General features: G+C 62.9%; 18 protein-coding genes. 7 read left to right on the top strand and 11 right to left on the bottom strand.

Annotation, left to right across the window (positions count from 1 at the left end; all coding sequences use genetic code 11):
- The first annotated feature begins 34 nt into the window (after window positions 1-34).
- Window positions 35-433 (top strand): hypothetical protein, encoded by a 399-nt coding sequence (locus FAY22_RS19675; RefSeq protein WP_210411854.1) that lies wholly within the window; start codon window positions 35-37, stop codon window positions 431-433.
- A 3-nt stretch (window positions 434-436) separates the two neighbouring features.
- On the opposite strand, the gene FAY22_RS19670 is transcribed toward FAY22_RS19675, so the two are convergent.
- The 7 genes from FAY22_RS19670 to FAY22_RS19640 all read right to left on the bottom strand — a co-directional run bounded on the left by FAY22_RS19670 (window position 437) and on the right by FAY22_RS19640 (window position 7071).
- The gene (locus FAY22_RS19670) at window positions 437-1228 is read right to left on the bottom strand and encodes a helical backbone metal receptor (protein WP_146332344.1); all 792 of its coding nucleotides are present in this window, start codon (window positions 1226-1228) and stop codon (window positions 437-439) included.
- Window positions 1229-1288: 60 nt separating this feature from the next.
- Complete coding sequence (locus FAY22_RS19665) at window positions 1289-2062, bottom strand: SDR family oxidoreductase (RefSeq protein ID WP_146332342.1); 774 nt, start codon at window positions 2060-2062, stop codon at window positions 1289-1291.
- Window positions 2063-2170: 108 nt separating this feature from the next.
- A complete protein-coding gene (locus FAY22_RS19660; protein WP_146332339.1) occupies window positions 2171-2890 on the bottom strand; it encodes a thiol:disulfide interchange protein DsbA/DsbL in 720 nt (239 codons plus the stop codon).
- Window positions 2891-2909: 19 nt separating this feature from the next.
- Window positions 2910-3602, bottom strand: coding sequence for an SPOR domain-containing protein (locus FAY22_RS19655; RefSeq protein ID WP_146332337.1), 693 nt, complete (start codon window positions 3600-3602; stop codon window positions 2910-2912).
- Window positions 3603-3608: 6 nt separating this feature from the next.
- Window positions 3609-5336, bottom strand: coding sequence for an arginine--tRNA ligase (gene argS, locus FAY22_RS19650; protein ID WP_146332335.1), 1728 nt, complete (start codon window positions 5334-5336; stop codon window positions 3609-3611).
- Window positions 5337-5405: 69 nt separating this feature from the next.
- Complete coding sequence (locus FAY22_RS19645) at window positions 5406-5810, bottom strand: gamma-glutamylcyclotransferase family protein (RefSeq protein ID WP_146332333.1); 405 nt, start codon at window positions 5808-5810, stop codon at window positions 5406-5408.
- A 19-nt stretch (window positions 5811-5829) separates the two neighbouring features.
- Window positions 5830-7071 (bottom strand): diguanylate cyclase, encoded by a 1242-nt coding sequence (locus FAY22_RS19640; RefSeq protein ID WP_146332331.1) that lies wholly within the window; start codon window positions 7069-7071, stop codon window positions 5830-5832.
- A gap of 453 nt (window positions 7072-7524) precedes the next feature.
- On the opposite strand from FAY22_RS19640, the gene FAY22_RS19635 reads away from it, so the two are divergent.
- The 3 genes from FAY22_RS19635 (at window position 7525) to FAY22_RS19625 (ending at window position 13135) form a co-directional block, all read left to right on the top strand.
- On the top strand, window positions 7525-9165 hold the full coding sequence (locus tag FAY22_RS19635; RefSeq protein WP_146332329.1) for a methyl-accepting chemotaxis protein: 1641 nt from the start codon (window positions 7525-7527) through the stop codon (window positions 9163-9165).
- 228 nt (window positions 9166-9393) lie between these two features.
- Window positions 9394-10320 (top strand): histone deacetylase family protein, encoded by a 927-nt coding sequence (locus FAY22_RS19630; protein WP_146332327.1) that lies wholly within the window; start codon window positions 9394-9396, stop codon window positions 10318-10320.
- Window positions 10321-10456: 136 nt separating this feature from the next.
- Entirely contained in the window at window positions 10457-13135 is a 2679-nt protein-coding gene (locus FAY22_RS19625) for a bifunctional acetate--CoA ligase family protein/GNAT family N-acetyltransferase (RefSeq protein ID WP_146332325.1), read from the top strand.
- Between the two features lie 57 nt (window positions 13136-13192).
- Here FAY22_RS19625 and FAY22_RS19620 read toward each other — a convergent pair whose 3' ends face one another.
- From FAY22_RS19620 to FAY22_RS19610, 3 genes are all read right to left on the bottom strand, one after another.
- The gene (locus FAY22_RS19620) at window positions 13193-13924 is read right to left on the bottom strand and encodes a hypothetical protein (protein ID WP_146332322.1); all 732 of its coding nucleotides are present in this window, start codon (window positions 13922-13924) and stop codon (window positions 13193-13195) included.
- A 134-nt stretch (window positions 13925-14058) separates the two neighbouring features.
- Window positions 14059-14829, bottom strand: a complete 771-nt coding sequence (locus FAY22_RS19615; RefSeq protein WP_146332320.1) for a ParA family protein — start codon at window positions 14827-14829, stop codon at window positions 14059-14061.
- 149 nt (window positions 14830-14978) lie between these two features.
- On the bottom strand, window positions 14979-15452 hold the full coding sequence (locus FAY22_RS19610) for a helix-turn-helix domain-containing protein (protein ID WP_146332318.1): 474 nt from the start codon (window positions 15450-15452) through the stop codon (window positions 14979-14981).
- A 170-nt stretch (window positions 15453-15622) separates the two neighbouring features.
- On the opposite strand from FAY22_RS19610, the gene FAY22_RS19605 reads away from it, so the two are divergent.
- Together FAY22_RS19605 and FAY22_RS19600 are read left to right on the top strand one after the other, a co-directional pair.
- Complete coding sequence (locus FAY22_RS19605) at window positions 15623-16081, top strand: DUF4148 domain-containing protein (protein ID WP_146332316.1); 459 nt, start codon at window positions 15623-15625, stop codon at window positions 16079-16081.
- A 226-nt stretch (window positions 16082-16307) separates the two neighbouring features.
- Window positions 16308-16499, top strand: coding sequence for a LiaI-LiaF-like domain-containing protein (locus tag FAY22_RS19600; RefSeq protein WP_146332314.1), 192 nt, complete (start codon window positions 16308-16310; stop codon window positions 16497-16499).
- A gap of 59 nt (window positions 16500-16558) precedes the next feature.
- Here FAY22_RS19600 and FAY22_RS22075 read toward each other — a convergent pair whose 3' ends face one another.
- Window positions 16559-16696 (bottom strand): hypothetical protein, encoded by a 138-nt coding sequence (locus FAY22_RS22075; RefSeq protein WP_168204896.1) that lies wholly within the window; start codon window positions 16694-16696, stop codon window positions 16559-16561.
- A gap of 71 nt (window positions 16697-16767) precedes the next feature.
- On the opposite strand from FAY22_RS22075, the gene FAY22_RS22070 reads away from it, so the two are divergent.
- A complete protein-coding gene (locus FAY22_RS22070; RefSeq protein ID WP_168204895.1) occupies window positions 16768-16905 on the top strand; it encodes a hypothetical protein in 138 nt (45 codons plus the stop codon).
- Window positions 16906-16963: the final 58 nt, after the last annotated feature.

Genomic DNA, 16963 nt, shown 5'->3' with positions numbered 1-16963 from the left:
CTGTCAAAGCGTGACATGGAATAGTGCGCGGATAATGAATCCATCAATTGAACGAGAAGGTTTTAGCGAGCGTCTGCAACAAGCCTTGCGCAATGCCGACTATTCCCCGGAGAGTCCCACCCAATTGGCGCGGGAATTCAACATCCGTTTTGAGGGTCGTCCGATCACCGTCCATGCAGCACGGAAATGGCTGGTCGGAGAAGCCATTCCCACCCAGGAAAAGTTGCGCACGCTTGCGCAATGGCTGGGCGTGCCTGCCGAATGGCTGCGTTTCGGCGGCGAGAGCCATGCGCCGGACGGCACGGATAGCACGGCGCGCTTCGAATCCGCCGATGTGAAACTGATGGCCGATCTGCAACGGCTAGATGCGCATCACCAGGCGCTGGCGCGCGAATTCATCCGCATGCTGGTGCGCATGAACCGGCAAAAATAAGCGTCACCCCGTCGCCAATATGCGCAGATAGCGCAGACCGTCGATCGCGCGGCTGCCGTACCAGGACATCATTTCGCCATCCACCAGCTGCACCGGCTTGCCGATCTGCCTCTCCAGCGCATCTGCATGCGCTTGCGTGAAACGGTAGGGTTCGCTCGACAGCAGCACGCCGTCGATAGACTCCACCAGCGCATCCGACCATGCGAACTTCGGGTAGCGCGCCGCGTCCGGCGCCTGCCAGCATTGCCAGCCGATCTCCGCCATCATGCTGGCGATATAGGTATCGCGCGACACCGTCATCCACGGGTCTTTCCATATGCAATACAACATGGTCTGCGGCCGCCCCCGGGGAGCCGCCGCCAGCGCCGCGTACTCGTGTTCGAATGCGTCGCACAGCTGCTGCGCCCGTTGCTCGACGCGGAAGATCGCGCCGAGCAGGCGATACAGCGCCAGGTTGTCGCGCGGCGTCATGGGATGCGTGACGATCACGTGCGGGATGAACTGTGCCAGCGCCTCGACCGCCGGCTTTTCATTCTCGTCGATATTGACCAGCAGGTGGGTCGGCGCAAGCCGCCGGATCTTGTCGATGTTGACATCCTTGGTGCCGCCCACCTTCGGGATGGCCGCCACCGTCTCCTGCGGATGGATGCAAAATCCGGTGCGGCCGACGACGCTGCGCGCCAATCCGAGCTCGCACAGCAGCTCGGTCAGCGACGGCACCAGCGACACGATGCGCGGCGTCTCGCCCGGTGCAATCGGCGTATGTTCGCAGCCGATGGCGTCGATCAGATTCATAGTGTCACTCCGTTCTCGCCTTCCCTTGGCAAACAGTAACCTGCGGTCTGCGTCTTATTGTCACCGCCCCTTGTGCGGCGCCTTCGCAAATGCGAAGTCGTACACGCAGTTCGGCAGCAGCCGCAATGCCTTGGCCACCACGCCCATCTGCCAGGGAATCACGCGGTAGCCGGCGCCGGCCTCGATGGCGGCGACCGCCTGCGCCGCGAATTTTTCAACCGGCATCAGGAACGGCATCGGATAGGTATTCACCTGCGTCATCGGCGTGTCGATGTAGCCGGGCGCGATCGTGACCACCTTGATGCCGCCGGCTTTCAGTTCCACCCGCAGCGACTCGCAATAACTGATGACCGCCGCCTTCGATGCGCTGTACGCCTCGGCGCCGGGCAGGCCGCGAATGCCGGCCACGCTGGCGATGCCGACCAGGCGGCAGTCGCGGCTGCCGGCCTGTGCCTGCTGTTTCATCGCCGCGACAAAGGGCGCAAAGGTCGCCACCGTGGCCGTGACGTTGGTGGCGACGATGCGCTCGAACACCACCAGGTCTTCCGCATGCTCGGTCAGCGTGCCGCGCGAGATGCCGGCATTGGCGATCACCACGTCGGCGCCGCCGTTGGCGGCGATGAAGTCGGCGGCGGCCGAGGCCAGAGCCGCATGGTCGGTAACGTCGAGCGCATAGATGCGGTGGCGATCTTGATGCGGCAGGCTCGACTGCAGCTGTTCCAGCAAGACCCGCCGGCGCGCGACTAGGCCGAGCGCCGCACCTTGGGCAGCATAGCGCCGCGCCAGCGCGGCGCCGATGCCGCTGGACGCGCCGGTGATGAATACGCGTTTCATGCTCTCCCACTTATACGAAGTGCCGGTGCAGCCAGGCTGCGCGGCGAGTTCAAACAAAAAAGTCCGCCCTCTTGCGAGAGGCGGACTTGCGATGCGGCCGATGCCGGCTTACTTGCTCTTGGATGCCTTGGCCGGCGCAGCTGCTGCCGGAGCGGCTTGCGGCGCCTTTTCCTTGGTGACCTTCGCCACCAACCAATCCATCACCTGCAGCGTGCCGGCAGCCAGAGCCGGCTCGGATGCGTTGCCCATGGACGCCGACACGATCGACGGCGAGGTCAGGAAGCGGCCCTCGACGGCAATGGTCGGCACGCCATCGATTTCATAGGCCTGCTGCAATTGCGCTGCGCGACGCACCTTGCTCTGCACGCCGAACGAGTTGTACAGGTCGAGGAATTTCTGCTTGTCGATGCCCTGCTTGGCAATGTAGTCTGCGATTGCCGCGTCGGTGTTGAGCATCTGGCGCTGCACGTGGATCGTATTGAAGATGCGCTTCTGCATTTCCTCCGCCTTGCCCATCGCTTCCAGCGCGTAGAACAGCTTCTGCTCCGGAATCATGGTATCGCGGAAGGCGACCGGCACGCGCTTGAACACGATCTTGTCGCCCTGCTTCTTGATCCAGGCTTCCAGGTCCGGCTCGAAGGCGAAGCAGTGCGGGCAGGAGTACCAGAAGAACTCGGTGATTTCGATCTTCTTGCCGGATTCGGTCTGCTGCGGCTTGTTCAGGGTGCGGTAATCGACGCCGTTCTGCGGGTTGGCGGGCGTCGCGCTTGCGCTGATGGCGACCAGGCCGAGGGAGAGTGCAGCCAATGCATGTTTCAGAAAACGCATAGTGTTCCTTTTTTATTGGTTAGTTCTTCGCGATGCGCACCACCGCCGCATCGACACCGTTGTCAGTCAACTTGCCGCGTACCTTGTTCATGGCGTCGATCTGTCCGTACGGGCCGACCCGCACCCGGTACAGCACACCGTTCTCGGATGGGCGTTCGGATACGCGTGCTTCGACACCCATCAGCGCCAGCTTGCCGCGCAGCGCTTCCGCGTCGGACTGATCGCGGAATGCGCCCGCCTGTAGATAATAGTTCCACTTCTCATCGCTCTTGGCTGCCGCATCCTTGGCGACATCATTTCTGACGTCCGCCGGCTTGGCATCAACTGCCTTGACCTCGGCCGGCTTGGCTTCCGGCTTTTTCAGCTTGTCCACCAGGGTGGCCAGATCGACCACCGGCGCCTTGTTGTCCTTGGCGTCGGCCGGCTGCGCGGCAGCATTGACCTGCACGACCTCGGCCGGCTCCTTGACGAATTCCTTGGCCGCCGCCTTGGCCGCGGCCTTGTTGCCGTACAGCGGCTTGTTCAGGTCGGAAATCTGGGCCGGCGACGAATCCGCCTTGTTTTGCCGGCTCACCTTGTCGACGAACGGCATCGGTGTCTTGTTGATCGTCATCGCCACCGCCAGGGCGATGCCCAGGCCGATGACTAAACCGATGATGATGCCGAGGATGGTCCCGCCTTGCTGCCTGTTCAGATTTTGCAGATTTTGCATACTTTCCTACATTCTTGACGGCGCCGACACGCCGATCAGCGCCAAACCGTTACGCAATACCTGGCGTGTCGCACACAATAACGCCAGACGCGCCATCTTGGTGGACGCATCGTCGACCAAGACCCGTTCGGCGTTGTAATAGCTGTGCAGCTCGCCGGCCAGGTCGCGCAGATAGAACGCTACCTGATGCGGGCCGAGTTCGTCGAGTGCTTTCTGCAGCATTTCCGGATATTCCGCCAGCTTGGCCAACAGCGCGGCCTCACGCGGAGAGCTCAGCGGTGACAAGTCGACATTGTTTACCGCGTTCTCGTCGCCGCCCCACTGTGCCAGCACCGAGCAGATGCGCGCATGTGCGTATTGCACGTAATACACCGGGTTCTCGTCGGACTGCGACAGGGCCAGATCGACGTCGAAGGTGAATTCGGTGTCGGCCTTGCGCGAGATGAGGAAGAAGCGCACCGCGTCGCGGCCGCGCGTGATGTCGCGTTCGCCATTTTCATTTTTGGCATCGCCCGCCGACCATTCGATCAGGTCGCGCACCGTCACGTAGGAGCCGGCGCGCTTGGAAATCTTGACTTCCTCGCCGTTCTTCATGACGGTCACCATCTTGTGCAGCACGTAGTCAGGAAAGCCCTGCGGGATACCGAGATTGACCGCCTGCAGGCCGGCGCGCACGCGCGCGATCGTGCCGTGGTGGTCGCTGCCCTGCACGTTGATCGCCTTGGTGTAGCCGCGCTGCCACTTGGTGACGTGGTAGGCGACGTCCGGCACGAAATAGGTATAGGAGCCGTCGGACTTCTTCATCACGCGGTCCTTGTCGTCGCCGTACTCGGTGGTCTTCAGCCACAGCGCGCCGTCCAGTTCATACGTCTTGCCGGCCTTGACCAAGGCCTGTACCGCGGCTTCCACCTTGCCGTCGTGGTACAGCGAGGATTCCAGATAGTAGTTGTCGAACTTGACGCCGAACGCCTGCAGGTCGAGGTCCTGTTCGTGGCGCAGATAGGCGACCGCGAACATGCGGATCGATTCGAGGTCGTTGGCGTCGCCGCTGGCGGTGACCGGCACGCCGTCGGCGGCGGACACGGTCTTCTTGGCCAGGAAGTCGGCGGCGATGTCGGCGATGTAGTCGCCGTTGTAGGCGGACTCCGGCCAGTGCTCGTCGCCCGGCTTCAAGCCGCGCGCGCGCGCCTGCACCGAGTAAGCCAGGTTGCCGATCTGGGCGCCGGCGTCGTTGTAATAGAACTCGCGCGTGACGTCATAGCCTTGCGCTTCCAGGAGCGACGACAAGGCGTCGCCCAGTGCGCCCTGGCGGCCGTGGCCGACGTGCAACGGGCCGGTGGGGTTGGCCGACACGAACTCGACCATCACCTTCTTGCCGGCGCCGGCAGTGCCTTGACCGAAACGCGCACCCTCGGCCAGGATGGCGTGCACCACTGCCTGCTTGGCGGCGGCGGCCACGCGCAGGTTGATGAAGCCGGGACCGGCGATGTCGGCGCTATCGATCAGCGCGCCCTTGTTGGCGAGGATGGCGGCGACGATCGCCTGCGCCAGCTCGCGCGGATTCTTTTTCAGCGGCTTGGCCAGCTGCATGGCGATGTTGCAGGCGATGTCGCCGTGCGACGGGTCGCGCGGGCGCTCCAGCACCACGTTCGGGGTCAAATCGGTGCCGGCGACGATGGGCGCGAGCGCAGCCTGGAACAGGTCGATAATCTGTTGTTTTTGTGAAGCGAGCATGGAATGAAAGAATGGCAACCGTGCGGCTGCCCATTGTGAAGTTGGAGGATGGGGAGAATTATACCGGCTTCATCCACCCAGCCTATCCCGGCAGTAGGTGCCAATGAAGCGCTCCATCTGGAAGGCTTCCGGCCGCCACGGCAACGGCAACAAGTTTTGCGGCAGCAGGTAAATATAGGCTTGCGCCTCGCGCATGCATCCGGCAGCGGACGCGACGCATACCGCCTCCCGCCGGTAGTCCTGCCCTTCGAACGCGTCGAGCGCCGCCATGTCGCGCTCATCGACGTCGAAATACAGTACGCCGGCCACCGCCGCGCCGTCCTGCGCCACCATGCCGGGATACGTCTGGCTGCGGATGGCAAACCGCGCGAAACCGTCGAGGCGGGCCGGCTCGGACCGGTAATGCCCGCGCACCACGCGCTGCCAGACGGGCGCGAACATCAGCGAACCATAGGTGAAAACGTGGCGCGGCATGGCGTTTCCCCTTACCCGACTAACCGGCGGCGCCGGCCTCGCCTTCGGCGCGCCTGTCCGCCGCCACCCGGTCGCGCCCGGCCTGCTTGGCGCGGTACAGGGCGGCGTCGGCCTTGTCCAAGAGGACTGCGGCCTTGTCGCTGTCGACGGGGCGCATGGCGCACACGCCGAAGCTGGCGGTGACGATCGGCGCCGCACTCGATGCCTCGTGCGGCAGTTGCAGCTCGCGCACGGCGACCCGCATGCGCTCGGCCAGGGCCGCCGCTTCCTCGGCACCGGTGGCCGGCAAGAGCGCCACGAATTCCTCGCCGCCGAAGCGCGCTACCAGGTCGGACGAACGCTTGAGCACCGACGACAGCCGCGAGGCGACGCCGCGCAGGCAGGCGTCGCCGGCCGGATGGCCGTAATGGTCGTTGTACGCCTTGAAGCAATCAACGTCGATCAGGATCAGCGCCAGGAACTGGCCCTCGCGCTTGGCGCGCGCCCATTCCAGCTCGAGGCGGCGGTCGAACTCGCGCCGGTTCGCTACCTGCGTCAAGGCGTCTTCCGACGACAGCTTGCCGAGCAATTCGACCGCATGGCTGAGTTCGGCGTTACGCGCCTGTTCGCGCGAACGCGCCAGGTAGGCACGGCGCTGGTCCTGATCGGTGCGGAAATTGGCAAGCAGGCTGATCACCACCAGGGAAAACGAGAACAAGCCGTTGTTCAGCCGCACTTCTGGCGGCAACTTGTGCTGCACGCTCAAAAAGATGGCATACGTTCCCAACAGGATGACGGAACTGACTACCGCGCTGCGAAACCGTAGATTCAGCACGATATTGCCGAACAGGATGACCAGCGTGATGCCGGTTTCATAGTAGGCGGAATTCGGATGATTGCTCAGGCTGAAAATCCACGGCAGGCTCGCGCCGGTGACGATCACGATGGATGACAGCAGGATTTCGCGCAGCAGCGGCTTCTTGACTCGGGGGATGCTGAACGTCGCCAGCAGCAGCAGCGGAATCACCAGCAAAAACCGAATGGTCAGGGCTTGAAGGTAAACGTCGGGCACCATCACGCGGTCAGTGATGGCAAACGCCGCATACAACACCACCGCAGCCAGCCCGGTGCGACGCACGCGCAAGTCGCGCAAGCGATCCATCTCTGCCTGGAAAGCCGCTTCCATGGCGGGCGAGAATTTCTTCCGCCGGGACCAGAAACTCTGTTCCTGCTCCGCACGGAAGCTGGATGTTTCATCTACCGAAGGGCGCTGGCTGGACATGGTGTTTCAGACGTGTTCAAAGGCCGATCGCCGGCATGATTCTTGAAACCAAAGGCAACACCATCAGGTTTCATTACAGCAATGGTTTCCTTGTAGCAATTCCAGCTTAACGCTGCCACGCCATGCTGTCCAGTCAGTAACATCCACAGGCATTTTCCGCTACCTTCAGCCTTCGCCCCCGCTTTTGGCAGTAATAGCTTTTCCGTTCGGACAACAACCTGCTGGCCGGGTTCATGGCTCCGCCCCGTTGTAGCAACGAAAACGACACGCTTCCTAAATTCAAGAATTTTTCTCACCCTTAGTCGCAGAGTTGATAAGTGGCAAGAAAAACAAAAATGCCTTTCCTGCAATATTCATGCGCCAGTTGCAACAAGCATAATTGCTAAAGATGTATTTCTCCGACACAAACATCTGCCTCATGCCGGCCCTCCCGCACAACCGGAAAAGAAAACAATGGAAACTTTTGCCCGATTTAGCGTTGCAACCCGTTTAACGATCGTCATGACGATCATCCTTGCGCTGTCCTTCCTCGCCACCGGCATGGCGATCCTGAACCTGCAGCAAGTGGCCGCAAGCACCGACACGATGATGCAGGAGCCGCTGGCCAAGGAGCGCCATATCGCCGACTGGTATCGCGTCATCCACACCGCCGTGCGACGCACGGCGGCCATTGCCAAGAGCAACGACCCATCCCTGGCGCAATTTTTTGCGCAAGACGCCGCTGCCTCGACCAAGTATGCGTCGGAGATGCAGAACAAGGTCGAGGCACTGCTGACTTCGGACAAGGAAAAGGCGCTGTTCGCCGCCATCGCCGACAAGCGCAAGGAATACATCGCCGCGCGCGAGGCGGTCGTCAAGGCCAAAGCGGCCGGCAATGCCGAAGAAGCCAACCGTGTACTCGACACGGCGTTCATGCCGACGGCCCAGGCGTATCAGGACCTGGTGCAGCAGCTGCTAGACAACCAGCGCAAGAGCATCGACGCCACCGCCGCCGGCGTCCAGGCGCAGTACGCTTCCAGCAAGCGCGCGCTGATCGGCATCGGCATCGTGTCCCTGCTGGTTGCCATGGCCTGCGCGGCCGTGCTGGCGCGCAGCCTGCTGTCGCAGCTGGGTGGCGAGCCGCAGTATGCCGCCGAGATCGCCCGCCAGATCGCCGCCGGCGACCTGGCGATCGCGGTCGAAACCCGGCCGGGCGACCAGAGCAGCCTGCTGCATGCGATGCAGCACATGCACGCCGAGCTGGCGGCCATCGTCAGCCAGGTGCGCAGCGGCGCCAATGCCATCGCGGCTGCCTCCGGACAGATCGCTAGCGGCACGCAGGACTTGTCCTCCCGCACCGAGCAGCAGGCCGCCTCGCTGGAAGAAACCGCCTCCTCGATGGAACAGCTCACCGCCACCGTCAGGCAGAACGCGGATCATGCGCGCCAGGCCAACCAGCTGGCCGTCTCGGCTTCCGACGTGGCGCTCAGGGGGGGCGACGTGGTGGCGCAGGTGGTGCGCACGATGGAATCGATCCATGCGTCGGCCAGGCAGATCGTCGACATCATCGGCGTGATCGACGGCATCGCCTTCCAGACCAATATCCTGGCGCTCAATGCCGCGGTCGAAGCGGCGCGCGCCGGCGAGCAGGGTCGCGGCTTTGCCGTCGTCGCCAGCGACGTGCGCAACCTTGCGCAGCGCAGTGCATCGGCCGCCAAGGAAATCAAGTCGCTCATCGGCGCCTCGGTGGAACAAGCTGAAAACGGCAGCGCCCTGGCCGGGCAAGCAGGTGCCACCATGCGCGAGATTGTCGGCAGCGTGCACCGCGTGACCGAAATCATGGCGGAAATCACTTCCGCCAGCCAGGAGCAAAGCACCGGCATCGAGCAGGTGAACCGGGCGATCGCGCAGATGGACCAGGTCACGCAGCAAAACGCGGCGCTGGTGGAAGAAACTGCCGCCGCGTCGGAAGCGATGAAGGGTCAGGCTGCCGCCCTGGCGCGCAAGGTAGATGTCTTCAAGCTGGCCGAGCCGGCCGGCGGCAACGTCATTGCGCTGCGCGAACCCGGCATGGCGGCGGCCGGCGACGCGCCGCGGTTGACGCAGGCGGCCTGAACCGGTTTTCCAACCATGAAAATTCTTGTAAAAATTGATTTACCGCAGGGAAACATAAAATAAACCCCTCTACCATCCGGCGAGGATGCACTGACAAGCCGTATTTGCGGCGTCGGTCGCGCTCGCCGAACCGACCTGCCGCAGGATGCTGCGGCATCGTTGGCTGCCGGCAGGCGCAGTGCTCGATGCCATTCCCAATTCCGCCGAACCGATGGAGAGCGAGCGCGCATGCTGCCTGCCTATATTTCGCATAGCGACTGCGTGCGACACGACATGGGTGAACACCACCCGGAGTGCCCGGAACGCATCGGCGCCATCAGCGACCACCTGCTGATCAAGGGCCTGCTCGATTACATGCAGCCGTATGACGCGCCGCTGGCGTCTGAAGAACAGCTCGCGCGCGCCCATTCGCTGTCGTATGTGCGCGAGATCGCGAACATGACGCCGGGCGAAGGTTATGCGCAAGTCGATCCCGACACCTGGATGAACCGCTACACCTATCTGGCCGCCCTGCGCGCAGCCGGCGCGGCGGTGCTCGCCACCGACCTGGTGGTGCAGCGCAAGGCGGCGGTCGCCTTCTGTAACGTGCGCCCGCCGGGACACCATGCCGAGCGCAACGCGGCCGGCGGCTTTTGCTTCTTCAACAACGTCGCCGTCGGCATCCGCCACGCGCTTGACGTGCACGGGCTGGAGCGCGTGGCGCTGGTCGATTTCGACGTCCATCACGGCAACGGCAGCGAAGATATCCTGTACGATGATGTGCGCGTGCTGATGTGTTCGACCTTCGAAAAGAACCTGTATCCGTATCGCGGCGCCGTTCCGCGCGGGCCGAACATGATCAATGTCGGGCTGGCGCCGCACTCGGGCGGCGAGGCATTCCGCGCCGGGGTGACGGAGCACTGGCTGCCCGCGCTTGACATGTTCCGTCCGCAGATGATCTTCATCTCGGCCGGCTTCGACGGCCACCGCGAGGACGACATGGGCAACCTGGGCCTGGTCGAAGCCGATTACGAATGGGTGACGCGGCAGGTCATGCAGGTCGCGCGGCGCCATGCGCAGGGACGCGTCGTGTCCTGCCTGGAAGGCGGCTATGTCATGTCGCCGCTGGCACGCAGTGTGGCGGCACACGTCAAGGTATTGATCGGCGCCGACTGACGTCGATCAAATGTAAATGTATAAGCGGGCAACAGACCCGTGACAAGAACGCTATCCGGTTGGCGGAGGCAAATGTATGGCCCGTTACTTGCATCGGTGACGGCCAAAACAAGACAACGATTGACGATTAGCCAACATGGACAAGCACTATCTAACTCCACTCTTTTCCCCCCGCTCGATTGTCGTGTTCGCCGGCAATCCGGAAATGCCCGACACGCAGAGCGCGCAGGCGCGCCTGGTGGTGGAACAATTGCGCGAAGGCGGTTTCGCCGGGCCGGTCACCTATCTCGACATCGGCATGACCGGCACCCTAAGCGAACTGGCGCAATCACGCTCGGACCTGGCCATCATCGCCCTGCCCAGCGAGCAGCTGGTCGCGGCGCTGGAGGTGGCCGGCCGCATCCAGAGCAAGGCTGCGCTGATCATTTCCTCCGGCGTGGACGCCGCCCTGGGTGCCGAGCTGCATACGATCGCGCGCCGCCACGGCATCTACCTGCTCGGCCCCAACAGCGCCGGCTTCCAGCGTCCGCGCCAGCGCCTCAACGCCAGCGTGCTCGGCCCGATGGCGCAGGAAGGATCGCTCGCGCTGGTATCGCAGTCGGGCGCGCTGACCGCGTCGATCCTCGACTGGGCGGTCAAGAACAAGGTCGGCTTTTCCCATGTGGTGTCGCTCGGCCCCAACACCGCCGTCGACATCGCGCAGGTGCTCGACTTCCTGGCTGACGACCGCGGCACGCAAAGCATCGTGGTCTACCTGGAAGGCATCCGCAATGCGCGCCGCTTCATGAGCGCGCTGCGCGCCGCCGCCAATGCGAAACCGGTGATCGTGCTCAAAGCCGGCCGCAAGCCGGCCGGGTCGAAGGCAGCGCTCACTCACTCCGGCACCATCGTCGGCAGCGACGACGTGTTCGACGCGGCGCTGCAGCGCGCCGGCGCGGTGCGCGTGCGCTCCTTCGTGCAGCTTTTTTCGGCAGCCAAATGCCTGGCCTCGCGCTTTCTGCCGGTCGGCAAGCGTCTGGCGATCATCACCAACGGCGGCGGCCCGGGCGTGCTGGCCGCGGACTGGGCCGACGCGCTCGGCCTGGAACTGGCGACGCTGTCGCCGGAAGGCTGCGCCGAGCTCAAGCCGCAGTTGTCGCCGCTGGCCAGCCTGTCAGCGCTGCTCGACCTGGCAGAAGATGCCGAAGCCGGCCACTACCGTGCCGCCATTACTGCCTGCGCCGCCAGCAAGAACGTGGACGGCATCCTGGTGATCCTGTCTCCCAAGCCGGGCATCGATTCCGCCATGGTCGCGCAGACGCTGGCCGAACTGCATCCGAACGTGGGCAAGCCGCTGATCACCTGCTGGATGGGCGATAATCAAGTCGCCGCCGCGCGCGTCATTCTGAACAACGCGGCGATTCCCACTTTCCGCACGCCGGAAGCGGCGGTCGGCGCCTTCTTCAATATCGCCTCGTTCCACCAGAACCAGCAGCTGCTGCATCAGACCCCGCCGCCGCTGTCGCAACTGGCCAAGCCGGATTTGGAAGGCGCGCGCATCCTGATCGAGAGCGTGCTGGCCGAACGCCGCAAGGTGCTGACCGAAATGGAATCGAAGGCGCTCCTGTCGGCCTTCCATATCCCGGTGACGAAGACCATCCTGGCGCGCTCGGCCAACGAGGCAATGCTGGTGGCTAACCAGCTTGGCTACCCGGTGGCGCTGAAGATCGATTCGCCCGATATCTCGCACAAGTCCGACGTGCACGGCGTGGTGCTGAATTTGCAGAACGGCGCGGCGGTGCGCGACGCTTGGCAGGACATGATGGCCACTGTCGCGCGCCTGTGCCCCGAGGCGCGCATCAACGGCGTGACGGTGCAAAACATGTCGGGCAAGACGTCCGGGCGCGAGCTGTTCATCGGCGTATCGACCGACCAGCCGTTCGGCCCGGTGATCTCGTTCGGCGCCGGCGGCACCATGATCGAGCTGATTGCCGACCGCGCCATCGAACTGCCGCCGCTGAACCAGTTCCTCGCGCAACGCCTGATCGACCGCGCGCGCTGTGCCGAAACGCTCGACGCATGGCGCGGCGCGCCGCCGGCCGACCGTGAAGCGATCGAGCAGATCCTGCTGCGCGTGTCGGAAATGGTGTGCGCGCTGCCGCAGCTGCGCGAGATGGACATCAACCCGGTCATCGTCGACGCCAATGGCGCCCTGGCGGTGGATGCGCGCATCGTGATCGATCACGCGGCGGGCGGCGCCGACAACTACCACCACCTCGCGATCCTGCCGTATCCGGCCGACTATGCGCAGGAATGGCAGCTGCGCGGCGGCGGCCATTACAACGTGCGTCCGATCCGCCCCGATGACGCGCAGATGCTGCAGGATTTCGTGCGCGCCATGTCGCCGCAAAGCCGCTACTTCCGCTTCGTGTCGTCGATGCGGGAATTGTCGGTCAAGATGCTGGCGCGCTTCACGCTCATCGACTATGACCGCGAAATGGCCCTGGTCGCCGTGCACTGTCAGCGCGTGCCGACCGAGGACGGCGGCTTCACCGAGACCGAACGCATCATCGGCGTGTCACGCTACGTCACCAACCCGGACCTGAGCACCTGCGAGTTTTCGCTGGCGATAGCCGACGATTTCAGTGGCCAGGGCATGGGGTCGCGCCTGATGCTGTCGATCATGGACGTGGCGCGCAGCAAGGGCCTGGCGTACATCGAAGGCTTGGTACTGACCAACAACACCACCATGCTCAAGCTGATGAAGAGCCTGGATTTCGAGATCAAGCGCTACGAGGACGATCCGGACTTCAGGCTGTGCGTGCGCGCGCTGTAGGCGTGCGGCCCGGGCGCGGCGCCTGTCACATCTGCCGCACGCGCCCCGGCTGTCCGGTTACTTGTTCACGTAGTTCACCAGCGATCTGGTCGATGCGACCAGGTAGGTGCCGGCCGGCGGCACCGGATAGCTGAAATTCACCGTTTCCTTCACCGTCAGTCCCAGGACCGGATCGATCCAGATCGATTCGCTGACGGCGTACTTGAAGTTTTCGCCAGGCGCAGTCCGCTCGATGCTGACCGTGGCCGTTTCCTTGACCGCCTTGTAGGTGATGCCGCGCACGTCGATTTGTTCGGCGGCCGCGACCGTCGCCGCCTCCTCGGTATTGAACGCATAACCGTTCGAGCAGCTGTCGGTGTATTTGTTTTCGATCGCCTGCCCGATCCTGAGAGTGTCGGGGAAACTGTTCAGCACCACGTTGGGGCTGCAGGTGAATCCCGAGGGGTAATAGGTGACGGAGCGGATGCCCTGGGCGTCGTAACGCAGGCTTTGCAGCAGGGTGTTGTTGTCGTCGAAGGTTTGCCGCTCCCCGGAGCGGTCGGCATTCAGCATGGTCTGCACCATCCTTCTGGTATATGTCAGCGTGGCGTTATCGCTGTATCGCTCGACAATTTCATACACGCGCTCGTCGCCCTGCCTGGTTGCACGCGTCGCAAATTCGGCTGGCGCCACCGTTGATGTCGGCTCCGTGCTTGTCTTGGCATCGGCCGGTGCATCGCCGCCTCCGCCGCCGCAGGCGGCCAATATTGCGGCAAACAGGCATGCGCCAGCCAGCAGTCTTTTCTCCATGAGACGCCCCTCCCAAGGCTGATTTCAAGTCATCAGCAAGACGTTAACAGACCGACAACATGCAATGAATGACATTGCACAGACTTATGCCGGTTCGGATCGGGATGGGATGAAAAGGAAAGCGGCCCTGCGGCTTATGCCGCCTGCAGCTCCTCATACAGGGCGAGATATTCCCGGCTCAGCTTATGGCGCGCATCCAAGTGAATCATCGGCAAACCGCGCTCGTGCGATTCGCGGATCTTGACCGAGCTGGAGATCTTGCTGTCGAAGACCGGCAAGCCTTCCGCCTTCAGCTCGTCGACCAAGCGCTGCGGCAGGCTGGCACGCGCGACGAACTGGTTGACTACGATGCCTTCGACTTCCAGTTGCGGGTTATGGTCCGCCTTGATCTCCTGCACGTTCTGCATCAGGGTGTAAAGCGCTTGGCGCGAGAAATCGTCGCAGTCGAACGGGATCAGGCAGCTGTCGGCCGCGATCAGCGCCGACTGGGTGAAGATGTTGTAGGCCGGCGGCGTGTCGAGGTAGATCTCGTCGTATTCCTTCGCCAATTCATTGAGCATGTCGCGCAGCTTGTAGATCTTGTGGCGCGACTCCAGCTTGGATTGCAGCTCGCCGATGGCCGGGTGCGACGGGATGAGCGACAGGCCGTCGAAAGCGGTGCCATGCACGAAGGCACCGGCCGGTTTCGGGTAGAAGATGAAGTTGAGCGTCTGCTCGAAGTAGTCGGCCAGGGTGGGCTTGGCTTCCGCTGCCGCGCCGCCCAGCAGGTAGCGACTGGAATTGCACTGCGGGTCGAGGTCGATGAGCAGCGTTTTCCTGCCGTGCGAAGCTGCGATCGCCGCCAGGTTGACCGCAATCGTCGATTTCCCGACCCCGCCCTTTTGATTGAAAATCACGCGCTTCATGCGGCATTCCCCGGATGGTTGAGACTGCGCAGATTCTAGCATTTGCTGCGACGCAACAACAGACCCACCGGCTGGCGCCGCATGCTTATCGTTGCATAGTGTTGTGCGTTGTCACGGAACGACAGGCAAGCGGAACCGGGCGCCGAGCCTCATCTGTCCGGTGCAACGCCATCCTGCACGTCGTCTTCCAGCCGCACGTTCCTGATGGTCAGGGGCGCGCCGCATTCGGAGCAGGTCTGGCCGGGCCATGACAATTTGCCGCAGTCGAGGTGGCGCAAGCGCAGCGGCGGCGCATCCTTGGCTGGCAGCCATTCATTTCCATAACGCATCAGCTCCAGCACCACCGGAAACAGGCCAAGTCCACTGTCCGTCAGGGCGTACCTGTAGCGCACGGGCCGTTCCTGGTACGGGGTTTTTGTGACCAGGCCGGCCTCGATCATGCGGGCCAAGCGGCCAGTCAGGATATTGGTCGCCGCCCCGGTCAGGGCTTGCAAATCGTCAAAACGCTGCGGCCCGCGAAACAGCGCACGCAGCACGAGCAAGATCCATTCGTCGCCGATCAGACGGACGGAACGCACGATCGGGCAAGTCAACGGCGCGACAGATTTGAGCGGTTTTTCCATGAATATTCATTCTACTCACTTGCAAAATAAAAGTCACTGGCTTATGATGCAATCATCACTTGCATTTTGCAAGTTACTTGCCGGCCTCCCGGCAAGACGCCCTGCGCTAGTGCCAAGGCACAGCTACGGCATGTCTTGCCGCCTATCAATCGGACCATGGAGAATTTCAAATGAACGCCACAATGACCAGTATCGCTTTAGCCATCATCGCCACCTCGACCGCCGCTTTTGCCGCCGACACCGCTACCTCCGGTAAGACCCGCGCCGAGGTTCGGGCCGAGATTGCCCAGGCTCGCGCCCAAGGGCAGGTCGGACAGACCCAGGAATTCGTGGATTTCACAAACATTCAGACAACCAGATCACGCGCCGAAGTACAGGCAGAACTGGCGCAATCGCAACCGGCAGCCAGCACCGAATACGTCGAAGCGCCGCATATCGTTTCCGGCAAGACGCGGGCCGAAGTGCGTGCTGAATTGCAACAAGCCTATGCGCAGGGCGAGCTGAAGCAACGTTCCGAATATGTCGAGTTCACTAATGTCGCCTCGACCAGGTCGCGCGAAGAAGTCCGTGCCGAAGCGATCCGCGCGGCTCGCGCAGGGCGCGGCGGAGCCGATTATTCCGGCCGCTGATTTTCCCGTGGCCGCGCCGGCGCGGATGCGGCCCGCCAGATTGTCTCGTCCATATGCTATGGATTTGGCCTGCGGCATGCCGCAGGCTTTTTTACGTTCCATCCCACCGTTTCGCGCCGGGGAAACCGCGTTTTGCAGCCGCAAGCCCACGCTTCGTCGCATCCCGCTTCCCCTGCCATGCCCGCCCGCTTATCCTGCGGCATATCGTTCAAGAGGGAAAAATGACATGGAAAGCACCTCATCGCGGCGCAACAGAGGCTTGTTCGGTCCGCTCATCTTGATCCTGGTCGGCATGGTCCTGTTGCTAGAAAGAATTGGCATGCTCGATCGCCACACCATCTGGCAGTGGCTGCCCCTGTTCCCCATTCTCATCGGAGGCGTCTTGCTCCTGAAAAGACTCCGCCGCGGCCCCCGCTGATTCAGACTTGTGCCATCGGCAGATGCTGTAAATGCCGAACTCGCTAGAGTGCGATCTCTCTAATTGATGAGCTGCCAACGCAGTGACGACGATGCGGTCTCGCGCATCGATTCGACGCCGTTACGCTGCATGTCACCGATGCAAACAGCGCGGACGGCGTCGCGGTGCGGGCTGTTGTCTGCGCCGATCTTTTTCATGTCAAGCCAAGGAGTTTGCAATGACACAGACCACTCCGAACAGGAACAGAGTCCAATCTGCCGAACATCATATGAAACAAAAGAAATCGGGCGACCAGCACCTGCTGCCTGAAGACGAACCGATGGAGGATCCACACCGGCCGCACCGGCTGAACCGGGAAGACATGCAGAAATTGCGTTCGCCCGAACAGGAGCCGGACGAAAGCTGACACCGGCGCCGACGTTTCCATGACCACAAGGCGGCGCGCATGCGCGACCGCCCGCCAG

It is taken from the genome of Noviherbaspirillum sp. UKPF54 (assembly GCF_007874125.1).
Classification (GTDB): domain Bacteria; phylum Pseudomonadota; class Gammaproteobacteria; order Burkholderiales; family Burkholderiaceae_D; genus Noviherbaspirillum.
The sequence above is the reverse complement of the archived record's forward strand: the minus strand, read 5'-3'. Positions and strand labels throughout refer to the sequence as shown.